Source organism: Citrobacter sp. CK198 (assembly GCF_030333295.1).
GTDB classification, from domain to species: domain Bacteria; phylum Pseudomonadota; class Gammaproteobacteria; order Enterobacterales; family Enterobacteriaceae; genus Citrobacter_B; species Citrobacter_B koseri.
Genome location: NZ_JAOWGE010000035.1, coordinates 633,175 through 651,736, shown reverse-complemented (window position 1 = coordinate 651,736; position 18,562 = coordinate 633,175). Strand labels below are relative to the sequence as shown.

Below are 18,562 nucleotides of genomic sequence, written 5' to 3'. Positions count from 1 at the left end.
GGGTAGGGCGAAGCCGCCACCCGGATTTTTATTGTCACTCGCCCTGCGTTGCGCTCTCAATGGTCAGACGCACATCCGACGTGATCAAATCGGCCAACATCTGATACACCTTCATCGTCTGCTCAGGCTCGGCGTCACCGGTATCGCTGATGTATTTCTCATCACGCAGAGTCAGCACCAGAGAACTGAACACCGCTTTATCGAAGAACTCCGGCGCGTTAATGCCGTGCAGAACGGAAAGACGTTGCGCGACCGTGCGGCTCTCTTTTTCCAGCGTACCGCGGTTGATCGACGGATTCGCGCTCAGCAGCCAGAAGGTGATGGCATAGCGTTGCAGCGTTTCGCGCGCGCCAGCCGCCAGCAGTTGCAGTGTGCGAGAATGTGCCGGATTGATATGCAGCTCATCATTCTGCACGGCGATCAGCCCCTGACGTTGCATCTCACTGCTCAGCGCGTCAATCACGCTGGCAAGCTCATCGTGTTCCCAGCGCAGGAACAGTTCCGCTTTCAGCATCGGATAGAGCACGTCAACATGCTGCATCAGCGCGTCACGCGAGATGTGGCGGTGCTGGGTAATGATGGCCGCCATCAGGGAAGGCAGAACCAGCATATGCGCGATGTTGTTGCGATAGTAGGTCATCAACACGGCCTGCTCGCGCGGCAGAATGATGATATCGCCGATGGTGTCTTTCTCGACCTCAAACTTGTTCATCTGCAAGGCGTGGTCGATCAGTTCACTGGCGCTCTGCGCAGGAACCGTAGAATCCGCCGCGTACGGCACGTTGCGCAGCAGACTCAGATAGCAGTCGAGCTGTTCAGTCAGCTGCTCACGGGTCAGAGAGCGCTGGCGGGAAGCCAGTAGCGCGGTACAGCACAGGTTCATGGCGTTGGCGGCACCGGCGTTGTTAATGCGCACCATCAGATCGGCGGCAATGTTATTCACCGTCGGCGTCAGCCAGGCCGGGCGGATAGACTCGATAGGATCAATGGATTCACGCCACTCCGGCACATGCTGGTTGAGGTAAGTCATCAATGGCATCGGTTCGCCAAAGTTGACGTAGCCCTGGCCCAGATTACGCAGTTTGCTTAAACCGCGCAGCATCTGCGGCAGGCTCTCTTTCTCTTTCGTCGCGCCACGCAGCTCTTTGGCGTAAGTGCCCACTTCCATCACATGCTCATAGCCGATGTAGATTGGCACCAGCGTGATAGGACGCGTGCCGCCGCGCAACATCGCCTGAATGGTCATCGACAGCGTGCCGGTTTTCGGGTCGAGCAGACGACCGGTACGCGAGCGACCGCCTTCCACGAAATACTCAACCGAGTAACCACGGCTGAACAGCTCGCCCAGGTATTCGCGAAATACGGTGGAGTAGAGCTTGTTGCCCTTGAAGGTACGACGAATAAAGAACGCGCCCAGACGGCGGAAAATCGGACCCGCCGGCCAGAAGTTCAGGTTGATGCCCGCAGCGATATGCGGCGGCACCAGCCCCTGGTGATACAGCACGTAGGAAAGTAGCATATAGTCCATATGGCTGCGGTGGCAGGGCACATAGACAATTTCATGCCCGTCGTGCGCCAACTGGCGAACGCGCTCGGCGTTATGGACGTTAATCCCCTGATAAAGACGGTTCCAGGTAAAGCCCAGAATACGGTCGGTCAGACGGATCATCTCGTAGGAGAAGTTGGCGGCAATCTCTTCCATCAGCGCAATGGCGTTTTGCTGCGCCTTTTCATGGGAGATTTTTTTGCTGCGCGCTTCATCTTCCACGGCGCGAGCGATGGCTTTTGAAGCCAGCAGCTTGTTAAACAGATCCTGACGGGCTGGCAGACGCGGCCCGACCGCCGCCAGACGTTGACGGGCGAAGTGCATACGCGCCACGCGCGCCAGTTTCTGCGCTATTGTCTTGTCAGTGCCGTGTTCGTCAGCCATCCGACGCAAAGACACGGACGGCGAGAAACGAACAAAGCTGTCGCGTCCCAGCCAGGAGACGGCAAAGAATTTCTGCACGCCGTTCAGCATACGTAAAGGCGGGTTCTCTTCTCCTTTTTCGCGCCCCGGAGAGCGGCCAAACATCACTGATACCGGCACCATTTGCACATCCAGATCGGGATTGCTGCGGTGGAGATCGAGATAGTTGTGGAAAAGCTTAATGGACTCTTCTTTTGGCGTGTAATAGGTGAAGACACGCGGCCCGCCGTGAATAAAGACATAACGCGGCAGCAGCGTTCCGTCGATCTCCAGCGGCTCCAGCGGGTCGGGAAGATCGTGCGCCAGACACTGGGCGCGCAGCGTCAGCAGGTCTGCTTTGGAGTTGTACGGCAATACGTACATAATAGGGCGCGATGTATCAAGCCCCAACTCCGGGGCAGGATCTGCCGGAATAGACTTGCTTTTTACCAGCACGCTTAATGGTAAATTCAGTAATTTGTAGTAAATTCGTGGCCAGCCGGACATAAACGATGTAAAGCCTCTGGTTAATAATGCAAATGCGCTGCAAGGATATCAGAAAGTCTGGTGAATTTCTGGTGTATCCCGTCATACTTCGCGCTGCGTTGCCGTCGCCCGAATCATACGGGCCAACGATATAATTTCATTGACGCTAATAATGCAAAAAGGTTCTTTTAATGGCCAATAATACCACTGGATTCACCCGAATCATTAAAGCCGCAGGCTATTCCTGGAAAGGTTTTCGCGCCGCATGGGTCAACGAAGCGGCGTTTCGCCAGGAAAGCATCGCCGTGCTGGCAGGTGTGCTGATTGCCTGCTGGCTGGATGTGGATGCCATTACTCGCGTACTGCTGATTGGTTCCGTGATGCTGGTGATGATTGTTGAAATCCTTAACAGCGCCATTGAAGCTGTTGTTGATCGTATTGGCTCTGAATACCATGAACTCTCCGGCCGCGCGAAGGACATGGGGTCTGCGGCGGTGCTACTGTCTATTTTCGTCGCGCTGATGACCTGGGGTCTCCTGCTATGGTCACATTTCCGCTAAGGTTTTTTCGATAAAGATTTCATAACGGTATAAAACTCCTGTTTTCTGCGCAGTTTATGGTTCCAAAATCACCTTTAGCTGTATATACTCACAGCATAACTGTATATACACCCAGGGGGCGGAATGAAAGCGTTAACGGCCAGGCAGCAAGAGGTGTTTGATCTCATTCGGGATCACATCAGCCAGACAGGTATGCCACCAACGCGTGCGGAGATCGCGCAGCGTTTGGGGTTCCGTTCCCCAAACGCCGCTGAAGAACACCTGAAAGCGCTGGCGCGTAAAGGGGTGATTGAAATTGTTTCCGGCGCATCGCGCGGTATTCGCCTGCTTCTGGACGAAGAAGAAGGGTTGCCGTTGGTCGGTCGTGTCGCCGCCGGTGAACCGCTGCTGGCGCAGCAGCATATCGAAGGCCATTATCAGGTCGATCCCTCGCTGTTTAAACCCAATGCTGATTTTCTGCTGCGTGTTAGCGGCATGTCGATGAAAGATATTGGAATTATGGACGGCGATCTGCTGGCAGTGCATAAAACTCAGGATGTCCGTAACGGCCAGGTGGTTGTGGCGCGTATTGACGATGAAGTCACGGTAAAACGCCTGAAAAAACAGGGCAATAAAGTTGAACTTTTGCCAGAAAACAGCGAATTTAAACCGATTGTGGTTGACCTGCGTGAGCAGAGCTTCACCATCGAAGGGCTGGCGGTAGGCGTTATCCGTAACGGTGAATGGCTGTAATCAGGCGCTGGCACAACGCCTGATGGCGCTGCGCTTATCAGGCCTACAAATATCCCCGTAGGCCGGATAAGGCGTTTACGCCGCCATCCGGCAAATGTACCCGTAGTACCGTAGGCCGGATAAGGCGTTTATGCCGCCATCCGGCGATTAATCGATTGGTTTATTTGACTTTTTCTCAGGCTCATCTGCATGCCTTTCTTCACATCCTCTGACAAAGCACTCTGGCGCCTCGCCTTACCCATGATTTTTTCCAACATCACCGTCCCCTTACTGGGTCTGGTGGATACGGCTGTTATTGGTCATCTCGATAGCCCCGTCTATCTGGGTGGTGTTGCCATTGGCGCAACCGCAACCAGCTTCCTTTTCATGCTGTTGCTCTTCTTACGCATGAGCACTACCGGGTTAACGGCGCAGGCCTTTGGCGCGAAAAATCCGCAAGCGCTGGCGAGAGCGTTGGTGCAACCACTCATCCTGGCGCTGAGCGCGGGGGCGCTGATTGCGCTGCTGCGCACGCCGATTATCGATCTGGCATTGCATATCGTTGGCGGTAGCGAAGCGGTACTGGAGCAGGCAAGACGCTTTCTGGCGATCCGCTGGCTGAGTGCCCCGGCATCTCTGGCGAATCTGGTTTTGCTTGGTTGGCTGCTTGGCGTTCAGTGCGCTCGTGCACCGGTTATCCTGCTGATTGTCGGGAATATCCTGAACATCGTCCTCGACCTGTGGCTGGTTATGGGGCTGCACATGAACGTGCAAGGAGCTGCGCTGGCGACGGTCATCGCTGAATATGCCACGCTGTTAATTGGTCTGCTGATGGTACGCAAAGTCCTTCATCTGCGCGGTGTCTCTCCCGGTATGTTGAAACAAGCCTGGCGCGGGAACTTCCGTCGTTTGCTGGCGCTTAATCGCGACATCATGTTGCGTTCGCTGCTGCTGCAACTCTGTTTTGGCGCAATCACGGTACTGGGCGCCCGTATGGGAAGCGATATCATTGCGGTGAATGCCGTTCTTATGACGTTGTTGACCTTTACTGCCTATGCGCTGGACGGCTTCGCCTATGCGGTAGAAGCCCATTCGGGTCAGGCTTATGGCGCGCGGGACGGCAGCCAGCTACTGGACGTATGGCGGGCGGCGTGTCGCCAGTCGGGAATTGTGGCGCTGCTGTTTGCGCTGGTTTATGTGCTGGCGGGTGAGTACATCATCGCCCTGCTGACTTCGCTGCCGCAGATTCAGCTTCTGGCCGATCGCTATCTTATCTGGCAGGTGATTCTGCCGTTGGTGGGCGTCTGGTGCTATTTGCTGGACGGTATGTTTATCGGGGCGACGCGGGCGGCTGAAATGCGTAACAGCATGGCTGTCGCCGCAGCCGGGTTTGCGCTCACCCTACTGACGATACCGCTGCTGGGGAACCACGGACTGTGGCTTGCGCTAACCGTTTTTCTGGCGCTTCGTGGGCTTTCTCTGGCATTTATCTGGCGGCGACACTGGCGAAAAGGGACCTGGTTTGCCTGAGTCCGGTGGTTAAAAACTCTGAATTAAAAAACGAAGGCCGAATCACTGACTACAATTAATCTCACGTTCAGCAGAAAACGTAATGCGTTTGAGCGACGTTCTCCCGCTATTCACAACCGAACGATGAGGACTTGATGATGAATAAAGACGAAATCGGCGGCAACTGGAAACAGTTTAAAGGTAAAGTGAAAGAGCAATGGGGCAAACTGACCGATGACGATATGACAGTCATCGAAGGTAAGCGTGATCAACTGGTGGGTAAAGTCCAGGAACGCTATGGTTACGCAAAAGATGAGGCGGAAAAAGAAGTGAAAGAATGGGAAAACCGTAACGACTACCGCTGGTAATCAACTTCTCCTGCCCGTGAGTACAAGGACGTACTCCCCTCTGTTCAACATACTTGCTTTGGGCGGCGTCTGCGGATTAGCCGCCCGATTTATTTAACGTGGTTTCTTCTTCACCAGAATAGAATGGTCGTGCTGGCACTCGCCGGGGTGGCGACAGGCTTCGACTTCCACACACGCCGGGCATAACCCGTGTGCTTCAATTACGTTATGGCGCAGAGCGAACCCCATTTTTGCCGCCAGCGTATGCATAATGTCTTCCACGCCTTCAGCACACTCCTCTTTTACCACACCACAACGGTCGCAGATAAACATGGCCGAGCTATGGGTCGGCTGATCGAACAGGTGACAGAGCACGTAGCTGTTGGTGGATTCGACCTTGTGAACAAAACCCTGCTCAAGCAGAAAATCGAGCGCACGATACACCGTCGGCGGTTTGGCCTGCGGCTCCGTTTCACGCAGCAGATCCAGCAGGTCATAGGCGCTGATCGCGCCTTCCTGCAGACTCATCAGACGCAACACTTCGAGGCGCTGGGGTGTCAGCCGCACATTGCGTTGCGCACAGAGTTTTTCAGCTTGCGCTAAAAGCTCTTGCGTGGTGGTCTTTTCCATGTGGCACCTCGGATTGCGTGAAAGGTTAATCTTCTACTTTACCATGTTCTGCGTAAAACGCCGAGAAGCAGCTCATAACACAGCTCTGGTTGCTACACATAACCGTTTCATGCAAAAAACAATACCTGCACGGCGGCGCGTCTGTCACTGGTTTCTGTAAGTGGGTAAATTGAACCGGGAGGAATAGTCCATAGCGTCACTGGACTTTCACCCGGTGGTATTATTTTCTATCATTGAACGGTTATCTATTAACGCTAATCGTATTATTAAAATTGCTCAGTAAAATTATCATGAAACTTAAGTGAGGGCCTTTTATAAGCGTTCACCTATGAAAATTTTATGATATTCATGTTCAGTATGCTTTAAGGGTATTTATTGTTCTGCTTTTTATTTGTAACATTATTATTCTTAAATCGTGGTGGCAATACGTTATTTTTTGACGATGCACAAAATATTACTGTCCCCAGAGAATTACTCTCATAAAAGTGGTGTAATAAATCAGGAGCACAAATGGGTGATATTATTTATGTAACCATTGAGGGTGAGCATCAAGGGGATATTTCCTCTGGTTGTGGAACCACAACTTCAGTGGGGAATCGTTGGCAGCAGGGACATGAAGATGAAATTTTCGTTTTTAGCCTTACGCAGGGGATATCAAACACTGGAATGGGGGTGAAGCATCAGAGGCTGTCCTTTAGCAAAGTAATTGACAGGGCGTCACCGTTACTGACAAATGCGATCAATAATAATGAAAATCTTAAAATGCGCTTTGATATTTATCGGATCAATAGATTTGGCCGGTGGGAGAAGTATTATGTCATTAAACTGAGAGGGGCAAGATTAAATCGGCTGGTATCTGAATCACGGCAAAATAGTTTGGATTATGAATATATTTCGCTGGATTATGATTATATTCATTGTCAGCATCTTCTCGCTGGTACTGAATTCGATTACCTTGTTACGCCTGAACGATATAATCAGCTCTTTCCAGTGGCGCAGGTTATATCTCCTCCTCCGGAGCCGGAGAAACGAAAGGTTACGCTGGTGCTGGGGATCTTCTTCGATGGTACGGGCAATAACGCGGTCAATACGCGAAATATGCTGGCGGCTTGTACCGCGCAGCATTTTGACATTGATAACCCTGATGCGGAAAGAATTCTCCAAAAGAGTGCTTCCGAAAAAATGGGGCTGAGTGGTACAGAGGCAACCAGCTACTACGGGTACTATACAAATATACATTGGCTAAATGAATTGTATTTGCAACGATTTCCAGCTTACGGGAAATATATTCAACATGCCGTATATATTGAGGGCATAGGTACGCAGGCTGGTGAAGCGGACAGTATGATTGGCCTTGGGCTTGGCACGTCTGATTACGGTGTAATCGCTAAAACTGATGATGCGGTAGCGCAACTGGCTGAAGCAATAAAAGCGGCGTTGGATCAACTACATGGTGAGTTTAGTGTTGATACCTTGCTGTTTGATATTTTCGGCTTCAGTCGCGGTTCGGCGGCGGCCCGTCATTTTGCGAATCGCGTACAGTCAGAAGATGGTGCAATTGTGAATGCCATTAATGCTGGCATGGTAAAGCAGGTCTACACGGGGAAACCTGCAGGAAAGACCCGCTTTATTGGTATTTTTGATACCGTCACGGCCGTTGGAACTCCCTTTAATGGCCTGAATCCGCACAGCGCTGATACGGGCGACGTCAATATTCATTTGCAGCCCGGCGTGGCGCAAAAAGTTTTCCATATCACCGCTCAGCATGAATGTCGCTATAACTTTGCGCTTAACAGCGTGGCACCTGCCTGGCCGGAGATAACCTTACCCGGAGTGCATTCCGACATTGGCGGCGGTTACCTGCCTAAGACGCGTGAGGATCTGTTTCTTACCCGCCCACAGGTGGACACTTTACCATTAAATCAGCCTGATGAACGTTCCGGCGCTTACCGGAAGACCATGGCACAACTACCGGTTCTGGAAGCCTCTCCTGCTATCGCACCGATTATGCGTACTAATGAAATCACTCCTGAAGTTTGGTCAGACGACTACGCCGCTACCGACCGTTATGGTCAGATGCAAAAGCGCAGCTTTGCCGCACTGACGCTACGTCAGCGCATTGTCCGAAATGACTGGTCAAAGGTAATTCTGCGGGTGATGGTCGATGCGGCGAAGGAGGCGGGGGTGATGTTTGATGAGAACCTGGACGTGGATGAACTTAAAATTCCTGCTGACCTTTCTCTCTTCATGGAACGTGCAATTTCAATGGGAAAGTCTGCACGCTTGAGACGGCCAACTATCGGTTTCACTAAGCAGGACATTGAAATTATCGCCAAAACCTATATCCACTGTTCAGCAAACTGGAATGCCGTCGCCGTAAGTAAAACGGGTAAACCACAAGGCGGGGCTTCTGCTTCTGAAACGATCGGTTTCGTTAACCGGCCTGACGCAGGATGGCTCAGAACAGTTTACAACATGGACGGGAAACAATGATGAACGCACGACGGTTACATATTCTGGCAGTCCTGCTGGCGCTGGCGGGGTGCAGTCACCCGCAGACGTATCCCTTACAGTCGAAGCAGGCTGCCAGCGGTGACTGGACATTGCCCTACGGGAAAGGGAGTTTTTCTTTTATCAGCCCTTGGGCATTACCCGCGCGGGTAAGACATGCACGGGTAATTGATACCGACGGGTATCTCTATACCTTTTACACACTGGACTCCACACCAAAAGATCCTGATTCCATTGATAAATGGACCAAAAATATGCATGGCGGAAGCGTTAATTTCAACAAAATTAACAAGCCTCCGCAGTTTATTGTGTTCTGCTGGGATTCATTCATCGATCGCCGGACTTATGAAACCCGCGTGATATTTTCACCCGCAATGTGGCAGCGTATGAAGACATCTGCCGATCATACTCGTCGCTCTGGTGAACCCATGTGGTATCGCAATATCCTGTTCGGCCTTGCGCCTGGCGGCAAGGTCAGGATCTGGTTCCCTGATGCAGGGGATTATCCTGCCATCCCCATAACGCCCCGGAAAATCCACACCCTGTCGGGTAATGAACTGACGATCTGTAAGGAGGGGGCAAACAGCGACTTCCTGCACGAATACCGTTATTCAGAGAGAACGGAAGCATTTATCAAAGGAAAAACCTACCCCTACGGGGAGTGGTAATAACAGGGACAGGAAACAACGATGAGCACACGACGGTTACATATTCTGGCAGTCCTGCTGGTGCTGGCGGGGTGCAGTCACCCACAGACGTACCCCTTACAGTCGAAGCAGGCCGCCAGCGGCGACTGGACATTGCCCTACGGGAAAGGGAGTTTTTCTTTTATCACCCCTTGGGCATTACCCGCGCGGGTAAGACATGCACGGGTAATTGATACCGACGGCTATCTTTATACCTTTTACACGCTGGACTCAACATCCCGTGACCCGGTTTCCATTGATAGATGGGGAGATATTTTGTATGGCGGAAGCGTTAACTTCAATAAAATCAACAAGCCTCCGCAGTTTATCGTGTTCTGCTGGGATTCATTCATCGATCGCCAGACTTATGAAACCCGCGTGATATTTTCACCCGCAATGTGGCAGCGTATGAAGACACCTGCCGATCATCTGTTTGGCGGGGAGCCTCTGTGGTACAACAATATCCTGTTCGGCCTTGCGCCTGGCGGCAAGGTCAGGATCTGGTTCCCTGATGCAGGAGATTATCCTGCCATTCCTGTAACACCCCGGAAAATCCACACCCTGTCGGGTAATGAACTGACGATCTGTAAGGAGGGGGCAAACAGCGACTTCCTGCGCGAATACCGTTATTCCAGCGATACAGAAGCGTTTATCAAAGGAAAAACCTACCCCTACGGGGAGTGGTAATAACATGGATGGGAAACAATGATGAACGCACGAACAGTTATGATTCAGGCATTATTTCTCATGGCATCTTTTTAACCTCAATGTGCCATCTGCGTGCGGGTGTTTCTCTATGCTATAGTAGGCCATATCTCATTCCATTCTCCTCTGTAGGTTCCCATTTTTAGGGGGCCTGTCAGGGGTACCGAGAATGCAAAAATACGTTAAAAAGTTTAAAAATGCATCAAAATAAAGAGTCACAAAACACGTTGCAAACCAACGTGATGCCAGAGAAATTAGCCCTGTACCCTGCTCATCGTTTTTCTATCGCGCCGATGCTCGACTGGACGGACAGACATTGCCGCTACTTCCTGCGTCTGCTGTCTCGCCAGACGTTGCTCTATACCGAGATGGTAACTACCGGGGCGATCATTCATGGCAAAGGCGACTATCTGGCATACAGCGAGGAAGAGCATCCGGTGGCGTTGCAGCTTGGCGGCAGCGATCCGGCTGCGCTGGCGCAATGCGCAAAACTGGCGCAGGCGCGAGGATATGACGAAATTAACCTTAACGTAGGCTGCCCGTCTGACCGCGTACAAAACGGCATGTTTGGCGCCTGTCTGATGGGAAATGCGCAACTGGTGGCGGATTGCGTGAAGGCGATGCGGGACGTAGTGTCGATCCCGGTAACGGTCAAAACCCGTATCGGTATTGACGATCAGGACAGCTATGAATTTCTCTGTGACTTCATCAATACGGTCGCCGGTAAAGGCGAATGCGAGATGTTTATTATCCACGCGCGCAAGGCCTGGCTCTCCGGGCTCAGTCCGAAGGAAAACCGCGAGATCCCACCGCTGGATTATCCGCGCGTTTACCAGTTAAAGCGTGACTTCCCGCATCTGACCATGTCCATCAACGGCGGTATTACGTCGCTGGAAGAGGCGAAAGCGCATCTGGAGCATATGGATGGCGTGATGATTGGGCGCGAAGCCTATCAAAATCCGGGTATTCTGGCCTCCGTTGACCGTGAGATTTTTGGCGCGACCACGGCGGATGCCGATCCTGTGGCTGTCGTTCGCGCCATGTATCCGTACATTGAGCGTGAACTGAGCCAGGGGACATACCTCGGGCATATTACCCGTCATATGCTGGGGCTGTTTCAGGGGATTCCTGGCGCGCGGCAGTGGCGCCGTTATCTGAGCGAAAATGCCCATAAAGCAGGCGCCAACATTGACGTGCTGGAACATGCGCTGAAACGGGTGGCGGATAAGCGTTAAGTTCTCACTAAAAGTTAGTCAATTTCACCACGCCCTGCGCACAGTCGCGGGGCGTTTTGTTTGCAAATCAATAGATTAATTTTGGCATGTTTCTTGTAATGGTCTGAATATGCCGGCCCGCAAAGCGCTACGCCACCGGGCATTCCATATTCAGGGGGAATCATGCTGGAACTACTTTTTGTGATGGGCTTTTTTATCATGCTGATGGCCACCGGCGTGTCATTGTTGGGGATTCTGGCCGCGCTGATGGTGGCGACCGCCGTGATGTTCCTGGGCGGGATGTTTGCGCTGGTGATCAAACTGCTGCCGTGGTTGCTGTTGGCTGTTGCCGTGGTGTGGGTCATCAAAGCGGTAAAAACGCCAAAAATCCCACAGTATCAGCGCAATAACCGTCGGTTTTACTAAGGTATTGTGCAGAGGATCACAACCTGTAACTTTCTTCTTAGAAGCAAATAGGAATTGATTATCAAATCTGTCACTATTGCGCGGCTAATGAATTCATCGAGCTGTACCCTACATACAGCCGAACTAAAAAAGAAAGGGCTTCCCATGTGGAAGCCCTAATTCTTTTCCCCGTCATACTACGGAATGAGCAGACTCGATCCCTGCGTTGCCCGGCTTTCCAGCACCTCATGCGCGCGCTGCGCATCTTTCAACGCGTATTTCTGATTCTCCGCGACCTCGACTTTTATCACGCCGCTGGCAATCAGTGAAAACAGCTCGTTGCTGGCTTCGGTCAATTCATCGCGACTGGTGATGTAACCCTGGAGAGAAGGGCGAGTGACGTACAGCGAGCCTTTTTGGTTCAGGATGCCTAAGTTAACGCCGGTCACAGGGCCGGAAGCGTTACCAAAACTCACCATCAGCCCCCGGCGTTGCAGGCAATCCAGCGACGCTTCCCAGGTATCTTTCCCGACTGAATCGTAAACCACCCGTACTTTTTTGCCGCCGGTAATCTCTTTCACCCGTTCAGCGATATTTTCTTCACGATAGTTAATCACTTTCCATGCGCCAGCCTGTAAGGCAATTTGCGCTTTCTGCGCGCTGCCTACCGTGCCGATAAGTTTTGCGCCCAGCGCTTTAGCCCACTGGCAGGCGATAAGGCCCACGCCCCCGGCGGCGGCATGGAACAAAAACGGTTCGTCGGGTTTAACCTCATAGGTTTTGCGCAGCAGATAAAAGACCGTTAATCCTTTCAGAAAAGAGGCGGCAGCCTGCTCGAAAGAGATCGCTTTAGGGAGAATGGCGGCCTTATCGGCGGGAACATTGTGTACCGAACTGTAAGCCCCGAGCGCAGACTGGGCATAAACGACGCGGTCGCCCGCTTTAATATGTTTAACGTTGCTGCCGACTTTACTCACCACGCCCGCCGCTTCGGTGCCCAACCCGCTGGGCAGGGATGGCGGTGGATAGAGCCCGCTGCGAATATAGGTATCAATGTAGTTGATGCCAATAGCTTTATTTTCGACCTGGATTTCGTTTTCTGCCGGGTCTACAGGGGTAAAGTCCACTGCTTTCAGGACGTCAGGGCCACCGTGCTTGTGAAATTCAATTCGTGTTGCCATGCTTCCTCCAGAACGTATCGTAAGGGTCCACTTATATGGTAAAGTTTCGACCCATTCTTTATCTCGGTAACTCCATTCACTATGGCAGGAAATAAACCCTTCAACAAACAACAGACTGATGCGCGTGACCGTGATTTGCAGGTTGACGGGCTAAAAGTACCGCCGCACTCGATTGAAGCGGAACAGTCGGTGTTGGGCGGTTTAATGCTGGATAACGAACGCTGGGACGATGTCGCCGAACGCGTAGTGGCGGATGACTTTTATACCCGGCCGCACCGGCATATTTTTACCGAAATGCACCGTTTGCAGGAGATGGGGAAACCCATTGACCTGATCACGCTGGCGGAGTCGCTGGAAATTCAGGGGCAGCTGGACAGCGTTGGCGGTTTTGCTTACCTGGCGGAGTTATCCAAAAATACGCCAAGTGCGGCGAACATCAGCGCTTATGCGGATATTGTCCGCGAACGTGCCGTTGTTCGCGATATGATTTCCGTCGCCCATGAAATTGCCGATGCGGGTTACGATCCGCAGGGGCGCAACAGCGACGAGCTGCTGGATCTCGCGGAATCTCGTGTTTTCCAGATTGCGGAAAACCGCGCCAATAAAGACGAAGGCCCGAAAAGCATCGATCAAATCCTCGATGCGACCGTGGCGCGCATTGAAACCCTTTTCCAGCAGCCGCATGACGGTGTGACAGGGGTCGATACCGGTTATCAGGACTTAAACAAAAAAACCGCCGGTTTGCAGCGCTCGGATCTGATCATCGTTGCGGCGCGTCCGTCGATGGGTAAAACGACATTTGCGATGAACCTCTGCGAAAACGCCGCGATGTTGCAGGAGAAACCGGTACTGATCTTCAGTCTGGAGATGCCCGGCGAACAGATTATGATGCGTATGCTGGCGTCGCTGTCGCGCGTGGACCAGACGCGCATTCGTACGGGTCAGCTGGATGACGAAGACTGGGCGCGTATTTCCGGTACGATGGGCATCCTGCTGGAGAAGCGCAATATGTATATTGACGATTCATCCGGCCTGACGCCGACGGAAGTTCGCTCGCGCGCCCGTCGTATCTACCGTGAACATGGCGGGTTAAGCCTGATCATGATCGACTACCTGCAACTGATGCGCGTGCCGTCGCTCTCCGATAACCGTACGCTGGAAATCGCGGAAATCTCTCGCTCGCTGAAAGCGCTGGCAAAAGAGCTACAGGTGCCGGTGGTGGCGCTGTCGCAGCTTAACCGCTCTCTGGAACAACGCGCCGATAAACGTCCGGTCAACTCGGATCTGCGTGAATCCGGCTCCATCGAGCAGGATGCCGACTTGATCATGTTTATCTATCGTGACGAGGTTTATCACGAAAACAGCGACTTAAAAGGCATCGCAGAAATTATTATTGGTAAACAACGTAACGGCCCAATCGGTACGGTACGTCTGACGTTTAACGGGCAATGGTCGCGTTTTGATAACTATGCGGGACCGCAATACGACGACGAGTAAATCTCCTTCATCATTCACGCCGCAGATGCGTTGACTGCGCCCGCTTACCCCTTCGGGGACAGCGCGTTTTGTCCTGCAACGCGAATGATTTTGGCGATTCTTTTTATAAGGAATTCAAATGCAAGCGGCAACTGTAGTCATTAACCGCCGCGCTCTGCGACACAATCTGCAACGTCTGCGTGAACTGGCGCCTGCCAGCAAGCTGGTTGCGGTCGTGAAAGCGAACGCTTACGGACACGGTCTTCTGGAGACCGCGCGAACGCTCCCTGATGCCGACGCTTTTGGCGTCGCCCGCCTTGAAGAAGCCCTGCGCCTGCGGGCGGGCGGGATCACGCAGCCCATTCTGTTGCTGGAAGGTTTTTTTGAAGCCACCGATCTGCCAGTCATCTCTGCACAGCATCTGCATACCGCCGTGCATAACGAGGAACAGCTTGCCGCGCTGGAAGCCGCCGAGCTGGATGAGCCGGTAACGGTGTGGATGAAACTGGATACGGGAATGCATCGTCTGGGCGTGCGTCCTGAAAAAGCCGAAGCGTTTTATCAACGGCTTACGCAGTGTAAAAACGTGCGCCAGCCGGTAAATATCGTCAGCCATTTCGCCCGCGCCGATGAGCCGGAATGCGGTGCGACCGAGCAGCAACTCGATATTTTTAATACCTTCTGCGAAGGTAAACCGGGGCAACGTTCCATCGCCGCTTCCGGCGGCATCCTGCTGTGGCCACAGTCTCATTTTGACTGGGCGCGACCGGGCATCATCCTCTACGGCGTCTCGCCGCTGGAAAATCAGTCAACTGGCGAAGATTTTGGCTGCCAGCCGGTCATGTCGCTAGCCTCCAGCCTCATTGCCGTTCGCGAGCATAAAGCGGGCGAACCGGTGGGCTACGGCGGCACATGGATCAGCGAGCGCGATACGTGTCTGGGCGTGGTTGCTATGGGCTATGGCGATGGTTATCCGCGTGCGGCGCCGTCCGGTACGCCGGTGCTGGTTAACGGTCGGGAAGTGACGATTGTCGGTCGCGTGGCGATGGACATGATCTGCGTCGATTTAGGCCCTCAGGCGCAGGACAAAGCAGGCGATCCGGTCATTTTGTGGGGTGAAGGTCTGCCCGTTGAGCGCATTGCGGAAATGACAAAAGTGAGTGCTTACGAACTTATCACACGCCTGACATCAAGGGTTGCGATGAAGTACATCGATTAATGCGTGCCGGGTGGCGCATTGATCCCAGGCCGGATAAGGCGGATACCCCCGCCATCCGGCGATATTCACATCAACATCCTCTCGATCTTCTCTCGCTTCCGGTTTATTGTGTTTTAACCCCCTGCCTGTAAACCTGGAGAACCACAGCGTGTTTCAAAAAGTTGACGCCTACGCTGGCGACCCGATTCTTTCGCTTATGGAGCGTTTCAAAGAGGATTCGCGTAGCGACAAAGTGAATCTCAGCATCGGTCTGTATTACAACGAAGAGGGCATTATTCCTCAGCTTAAAGCCGTTGCCGAAGCGGAAGCCCGGATTAATGCGCAGCCGCACGGCGCGTCGCTGTACCTGCCAATGGAAGGTCTCAATACCTATCGCCATACCATTGCGCCGTTGCTGTTTGGCGCCGATCATCCGGTTCTTCAGCAGCAACGCGTGGCGACAATTCAGACGCTGGGCGGTTCCGGTGCGCTGAAGGTAGGGGCGGATTTCCTGAAGCGTTATTTTCCTGAATCCGCCGTGTGGGTCAGTGACCCGACCTGGGAAAACCACATCGCAATTTTTGAAGGCGCTGGTTTCGAAGTAAGTACTTACCCCTGGTATGACAACGCCACTAACGGCGTGCGTTTCAACGACTTGCTGGCGACCCTCAACACCTTGCCTGCTCGCAGCATTGTGCTGCTGCATCCGTGCTGCCATAACCCGACCGGTGCTGATTTAACCCATTCGCAGTGGGACGCGGTTATTGAGATCCTGAAAGCGCGCGAGTTGATTCCGTTCCTCGACATTGCCTATCAGGGATTTGGCGCTGGTATGGAAGATGATGCCTACGCGATTCGCGCCATTGCCAGCGCCGGATTGCCCGCGCTGGTCAGTAACTCTTTCTCGAAGATCTTCTCGCTGTATGGCGAGCGTGTGGGCGGGCTTTCGGTGGTCTGTGAAGACGCTGAGGCCGCAGGCCGCGTGTTGGGTCAGCTCAAAGCCACCGTGCGCCGTAACTACTCCAGCCCGCCGAATTTTGGCGCGCAGGTGGTTGCCGCCGTACTGAACGATGAGGCGCTCAAAGCCAGCTGGCTGGCGGAAGTCGAAGCAATGCGCACGCGTATCCTGGCGATGCGTCAGGAACTGGTGAATGTCCTGAACGCCGAGATACCGGGCCGTAACTTTGATTATCTGCTGCAACAGCGCGGCATGTTCAGCTATACCGGCCTGAGCGCTGCACAGGTGGACCGTCTGCGTGATGAGTTCGGCGTCTACCTGATCGCCAGCGGACGCATGTGCGTGGCGGGTCTGAATTCCGGCAATGTCCAGCGCGTGGCGAGGGCGTTTGCTGCGGTGATGTAAGTTATTGTGTTGCCGGATGGCGGCGTTGCCTTATCCGGCCTACAAAGCAGCCCGTAGGCCCGGTAAGCGGTAGCGCCACCGGGCGACCTGCCGGATGGCGGCGTTGCCTTATCCGGCCTACAAAGCAACTCGTAGGCCCGGTAAGCGGTAGCGCTGCCCCCTCCATTCATATGTGATCATCCTCTTTTTCTGTAACAAAACCGCAGAAAATTCTTCCTTTCACCTGCCGCTGGGGTTATGGTCAGAGAGTTTTTTGACCAGTCAATATAATTAAAAATCATAACTAACTGACTATTTAGGGAAAAATATGCGCAAGATAACCCTGGCCTTGAGCGCCTTTTGTTTACTTTTCACGTTAAATAATTCAGCAATCGCCCTGGCGTCCTCGCCGTCGCCGCTAAATCCTGGCACCAACGTCGCGAAACTCGCCGAGCAGTCTCCCATCCACTGGGTTTCTGTCGCGCAGATCGAAAATAGCCTGGCGGGTCGTCCTCCCATTGCTGTCGGGTTTGATATTGATGACACCGTGCTGTTTTCCAGCCCTGGCTTCTGGCGCGGCAAAAAAGTCTATTCGCCAGAAAGTGAGGACTATCTGAAAAATCCGGCATTCTGGGAGAAGATGAACAACGGCTGGGATGAGTTCAGCATTCCGAAAGAGGTGGCGCGTCTGCTCATCGATATGCACGTTCGGCGTGGCGACAGCATCTTTTTTGTCACGGGGCGGAGCCAGACGAAAACCGAAACCGTCTCGAAAACGCTGGCTGATGATTTCCACATTCCCGCAGCCAATATGAATCCTGTGATTTTTGCAGGCGACAAGCCGGGCCAGAACACCAAAACGCAGTGGCTACAGGAGAAAAATATCCGCATCTTCTACGGCGACTCCGACAATGACATTACGGCAGCCCGTGACGCGGGCATCCGTGGCATCCGCATCCTGCGCGCCTCCAACTCTACCTATAAACCGTTGCCGCAGGCCGGAGCGTTTGGAGAAGAGGTGATTGTGAACTCGGAATATTAAAACCGGCGGAACCTTTTGCCCCAGGACTGATAAAACGCATTAGCGTCGCCATCCGGCAATAAGCGGCACGGGTGCCGGATGGCGGTGCAGGCACCTTATCCGGCCTACAGTGGCATCATCCGGTAAGATTCTCAATCGCTGTTTTTTTGAACAAAATTGAGCTGCTGGCTTTTACCTTTGGCGGACTTGCTGCAAACTGAGTAAGAGACGTTCTCAGTGGGGCAATATGCTTAAAAGGGGAATAAGAAGATGACCAATTCGGAGTTACTGCAATATTGCATGGCAAAAACAGGCGCGGAACAGAGCGTTCACAGTGACTGGAAAGCCACACAAATCAAGGTTGAAGATGTGCTTTTTGCCATGGTGAAAGAGGTGGAAAATCGCCCGGCGGTATCTTTGAAAACCAGCCCTGAACTGGCGGAGTTGCTGCGCCAGCAACACAGCGATGTGCGACCAAGCCGACATCTTAATAAAGCGCACTGGAGCACCGTCTACCTGGACGGTTCGCTACCGGATTCGCAAATCTATTATCTGGTGGATGCCTCTTATCAACTGGCGGTAAGTACTCTGCCGGAGGACAAGCGTAAGCTGTTGGTGCAGCCGTGAGCCGT

17 protein-coding genes are annotated in these 18,562 nt (G+C 53.0%); 14 read left to right on the top strand and 3 right to left on the bottom strand.

The features are described from left to right. Positions 1 to 34 precede the first annotated feature (34 nt). On the bottom strand, positions 35 to 2,455 hold the full coding sequence (plsB, locus tag OGY62_RS20855) for a glycerol-3-phosphate 1-O-acyltransferase PlsB (protein ID WP_049011993.1): 2,421 nt from the start codon (positions 2,453 to 2,455) through the stop codon (positions 35 to 37). Positions 2,456 to 2,625: 170 nt separating this feature from the next. On the opposite strand from plsB, the gene OGY62_RS20850 reads away from it, so the two are divergent. The 4 genes from OGY62_RS20850 to OGY62_RS20835 all read left to right on the top strand — a co-directional run bounded on the left by OGY62_RS20850 (position 2,626) and on the right by OGY62_RS20835 (position 5,582). Continuing rightward, positions 2,626 to 2,994, top strand: coding sequence for a diacylglycerol kinase (locus tag OGY62_RS20850; RefSeq protein WP_012134643.1), 369 nt, complete (start codon positions 2,626 to 2,628; stop codon positions 2,992 to 2,994). A gap of 123 nt (positions 2,995 to 3,117) precedes the next feature. Further along, the gene (gene lexA, locus OGY62_RS20845) at positions 3,118 to 3,726 is read left to right on the top strand and encodes a transcriptional repressor LexA (protein ID WP_012134642.1); all 609 of its coding nucleotides are present in this window, start codon (positions 3,118 to 3,120) and stop codon (positions 3,724 to 3,726) included. A gap of 189 nt (positions 3,727 to 3,915) precedes the next feature. After that, the gene (dinF, locus tag OGY62_RS20840; RefSeq protein WP_286460485.1) at positions 3,916 to 5,235 is read left to right on the top strand and encodes an MATE family efflux transporter DinF; all 1,320 of its coding nucleotides are present in this window, start codon (positions 3,916 to 3,918) and stop codon (positions 5,233 to 5,235) included. 137 nt (positions 5,236 to 5,372) lie between these two features. Next, positions 5,373 to 5,582, top strand: a complete 210-nt coding sequence (locus tag OGY62_RS20835) for a CsbD family protein (RefSeq protein WP_024130835.1) — start codon at positions 5,373 to 5,375, stop codon at positions 5,580 to 5,582. A gap of 93 nt (positions 5,583 to 5,675) precedes the next feature. Here OGY62_RS20835 and zur read toward each other — a convergent pair whose 3' ends face one another. Next, positions 5,676 to 6,191, bottom strand: coding sequence for a zinc uptake transcriptional repressor Zur (gene zur / locus OGY62_RS20830; protein ID WP_012134638.1), 516 nt, complete (start codon positions 6,189 to 6,191; stop codon positions 5,676 to 5,678). Positions 6,192 to 6,701: 510 nt separating this feature from the next. Here zur and tssD point away from each other — a divergent pair. The 5 genes from tssD to pspG all read left to right on the top strand — a co-directional run bounded on the left by tssD (position 6,702) and on the right by pspG (position 11,733). Further along, positions 6,702 to 8,684, top strand: a complete 1,983-nt coding sequence (gene tssD, locus OGY62_RS20825; protein ID WP_286460484.1) for a type VI secretion system tube protein TssD — start codon at positions 6,702 to 6,704, stop codon at positions 8,682 to 8,684. Then, complete coding sequence (locus OGY62_RS20820; RefSeq protein ID WP_286460483.1) at positions 8,681 to 9,370, top strand: DUF2931 family protein; 690 nt, start codon at positions 8,681 to 8,683, stop codon at positions 9,368 to 9,370. Before tssD ends, OGY62_RS20820 begins: the two co-directional genes overlap by 4 nt. Before the next feature lie 21 nt (positions 9,371 to 9,391). Next, positions 9,392 to 10,075 (top strand): DUF2931 family protein, encoded by a 684-nt coding sequence (locus OGY62_RS20815; RefSeq protein WP_200031342.1) that lies wholly within the window; start codon positions 9,392 to 9,394, stop codon positions 10,073 to 10,075. Between the two features lie 215 nt (positions 10,076 to 10,290). Beyond that, a complete protein-coding gene (dusA, locus tag OGY62_RS20810; RefSeq protein ID WP_286460482.1) occupies positions 10,291 to 11,328 on the top strand; it encodes a tRNA dihydrouridine(20/20a) synthase DusA in 1,038 nt (345 codons plus the stop codon). Between the two features lie 162 nt (positions 11,329 to 11,490). Next, the gene (gene pspG / locus OGY62_RS20805) at positions 11,491 to 11,733 is read left to right on the top strand and encodes an envelope stress response protein PspG (RefSeq protein WP_012134631.1); all 243 of its coding nucleotides are present in this window, start codon (positions 11,491 to 11,493) and stop codon (positions 11,731 to 11,733) included. Between the two features lie 176 nt (positions 11,734 to 11,909). Here the strand turns inward: pspG and OGY62_RS20800 are convergent, their stop codons facing one another. Next, complete coding sequence (locus OGY62_RS20800; RefSeq protein WP_012134630.1) at positions 11,910 to 12,893, bottom strand: quinone oxidoreductase; 984 nt, start codon at positions 12,891 to 12,893, stop codon at positions 11,910 to 11,912. 81 nt (positions 12,894 to 12,974) lie between these two features. Between OGY62_RS20800 and dnaB the strand changes: the two genes are divergently transcribed. From dnaB to OGY62_RS20775, 5 genes are all read left to right on the top strand, one after another. Next, positions 12,975 to 14,390, top strand: coding sequence for a replicative DNA helicase (gene dnaB / locus OGY62_RS20795; protein ID WP_012134629.1), 1,416 nt, complete (start codon positions 12,975 to 12,977; stop codon positions 14,388 to 14,390). A gap of 118 nt (positions 14,391 to 14,508) precedes the next feature. After that, positions 14,509 to 15,588 (top strand): alanine racemase, encoded by a 1,080-nt coding sequence (gene alr, locus OGY62_RS20790; RefSeq protein WP_275155470.1) that lies wholly within the window; start codon positions 14,509 to 14,511, stop codon positions 15,586 to 15,588. 148 nt (positions 15,589 to 15,736) lie between these two features. Continuing rightward, a complete protein-coding gene (gene tyrB / locus OGY62_RS20785; protein ID WP_286460481.1) occupies positions 15,737 to 16,930 on the top strand; it encodes an aromatic amino acid transaminase in 1,194 nt (397 codons plus the stop codon). Positions 16,931 to 17,237: 307 nt separating this feature from the next. Continuing rightward, positions 17,238 to 17,951, top strand: a complete 714-nt coding sequence (gene aphA / locus OGY62_RS20780) for an acid phosphatase AphA (protein ID WP_012134616.1) — start codon at positions 17,238 to 17,240, stop codon at positions 17,949 to 17,951. Positions 17,952 to 18,200: 249 nt separating this feature from the next. After that, positions 18,201 to 18,557: an MmcQ/YjbR family DNA-binding protein gene (locus tag OGY62_RS20775; protein WP_012134615.1), complete on the top strand. Its 357-nt coding sequence runs from the start codon at positions 18,201 to 18,203 to the stop codon at positions 18,555 to 18,557. Positions 18,558 to 18,562: the final 5 nt, after the last annotated feature.

Excerpts from the sequence above, each read along its gene's own strand:
- plsB (WP_049011993.1), bottom strand. The coding sequence starts at position 2,455 with ATGTCCGGCTGGCCACGAATTTACTACAAATTACTGAATTTACCATTA.
- OGY62_RS20850 (WP_012134643.1), top strand. The coding sequence starts at position 2,626 with ATGGCCAATAATACCACTGGATTCACCCGAATCATTAAAGCCGCAGGC.
- lexA (WP_012134642.1), top strand. The coding sequence starts at position 3,118 with ATGAAAGCGTTAACGGCCAGGCAGCAAGAGGTGTTTGATCTCATTCGG.
- dinF (WP_286460485.1), top strand. The coding sequence starts at position 3,916 with ATGCCTTTCTTCACATCCTCTGACAAAGCACTCTGGCGCCTCGCCTTA.
- OGY62_RS20835 (WP_024130835.1), top strand. The coding sequence starts at position 5,373 with ATGAATAAAGACGAAATCGGCGGCAACTGGAAACAGTTTAAAGGTAAA.
- zur (WP_012134638.1), bottom strand. The coding sequence starts at position 6,191 with ATGGAAAAGACCACCACGCAAGAGCTTTTAGCGCAAGCTGAAAAACTC.
- tssD (WP_286460484.1), top strand. The coding sequence starts at position 6,702 with ATGGGTGATATTATTTATGTAACCATTGAGGGTGAGCATCAAGGGGAT.
- OGY62_RS20820 (WP_286460483.1), top strand. The coding sequence starts at position 8,681 with ATGATGAACGCACGACGGTTACATATTCTGGCAGTCCTGCTGGCGCTG.
- OGY62_RS20815 (WP_200031342.1), top strand. The coding sequence starts at position 9,392 with ATGAGCACACGACGGTTACATATTCTGGCAGTCCTGCTGGTGCTGGCG.
- dusA (WP_286460482.1), top strand. The coding sequence starts at position 10,291 with ATGCATCAAAATAAAGAGTCACAAAACACGTTGCAAACCAACGTGATG.
- pspG (WP_012134631.1), top strand. The coding sequence starts at position 11,491 with ATGCTGGAACTACTTTTTGTGATGGGCTTTTTTATCATGCTGATGGCC.
- OGY62_RS20800 (WP_012134630.1), bottom strand. The coding sequence starts at position 12,893 with ATGGCAACACGAATTGAATTTCACAAGCACGGTGGCCCTGACGTCCTG.
- dnaB (WP_012134629.1), top strand. The coding sequence starts at position 12,975 with ATGGCAGGAAATAAACCCTTCAACAAACAACAGACTGATGCGCGTGAC.
- alr (WP_275155470.1), top strand. The coding sequence starts at position 14,509 with ATGCAAGCGGCAACTGTAGTCATTAACCGCCGCGCTCTGCGACACAAT.
- aphA (WP_012134616.1), top strand. The coding sequence starts at position 17,238 with ATGCGCAAGATAACCCTGGCCTTGAGCGCCTTTTGTTTACTTTTCACG.
- OGY62_RS20775 (WP_012134615.1), top strand. The coding sequence starts at position 18,201 with ATGACCAATTCGGAGTTACTGCAATATTGCATGGCAAAAACAGGCGCG.